The organism is Micromonospora sp. D75 (assembly GCF_018070405.1).
Taxonomy (GTDB): domain Bacteria; phylum Actinomycetota; class Actinomycetes; order Mycobacteriales; family Micromonosporaceae; genus Micromonospora; species Micromonospora chalcea.
Genome location: NZ_JAGPXV010001055.1, coordinates 1 through 989, shown reverse-complemented (window position 1 = coordinate 989; position 989 = coordinate 1). Strand labels below are relative to the sequence as shown.

1 protein-coding gene is annotated in these 989 nt (G+C 69.6%); it reads left to right on the top strand.

Features of this window, described 5'->3' with window-relative positions:
• Positions 1 to 84: 84 nt before the first annotated feature.
• On the top strand, positions 85 to 989 hold a 905-nt coding region (locus KBX39_RS31935; RefSeq protein WP_210874138.1), incomplete at its 3' end, for an electron transfer flavoprotein subunit alpha/FixB family protein.

Sequence of the window (989 nt, the reverse complement as noted above, 5' to 3'; positions counted from 1 at the left end):
GAGAAGATCACCGACGAGGGCGACGGCGGCGTGAAGCTGGTCGAGTTCCTCGCCTCCGAGAAGTTCGTGTGAGAGGTCGCTGACATGTCTGAGGTTCTCGTCGTCGTCGAAGCCACGCGTGAGTTCGGCGTCAAGAAGGTCACGTGCGAGATGCTCACCCTTGCCCGCGAGCTGGGCACCCCGAGCGCCGTCGTGCTCGGTGGTCCTGGTGCCGCCGAGGCGTTGAGCGCCAAGCTGGGCGAGTACGGGGCGGAGAAGATCTACGCGGCCGAGGGTGAGGAGATCGACGGCTACCTGGTGGCCCCGAAGGCGACTGTGGTCGCCGACCTCGTCGCGCGGGTGCAGCCGGCGGCGGTGCTGCTGGCGTCGTCGCAGGAGGGCAAGGAGATCGCCGCGCGGCTGGCGGTGAAGCTGGACAACGGCATCCTGACCGACGTGGTCGGCCTGGCCGCGGACGGCACCGCGACGCAGGTGGCGTTCGCCGGGTCCACGATCGTCAAGGCGAAGGTCACCAAGGGTCTGCCGCTGGTCACCGTCCGCCCGAACTCCCTCGCTCCGGTCCCGGCGCCGGCCAGCCCGGCGGTGGAGCAGCTCACGGTGTCGGTCACCGACGCGGACAAGCTGGCCAAGGTGGTGGAGCGGGTCGCGGAGCAGAAGGGCTCCCGCCCCGAGTTGACGGAGGCGTCGGTGGTCGTGTCCGGCGGGCGTGGTGTCGGTAACGCGGACAACTTCAAGCTGGTCGAGGAGATCGCCGACCTGCTCGGCGGCGCGGTCGGCGCGTCCCGCGCGGCGGTCGACTCCGGCTACTACCCGCACCAGTTCCAGGTCGGCCAGACCGGCAAGACCGTCTCTCCGCAGCTGTATGTCGCGCTGGGTATCTCCGGGGCGATCCAGCACCGGGCCGGCATGCAGACCTCGAAGACCATCGTCGCGGTGAACAAGGACGCCGAAGCGCCGATCTTCGAACTGGCCGACTACGGCGTGGTCGG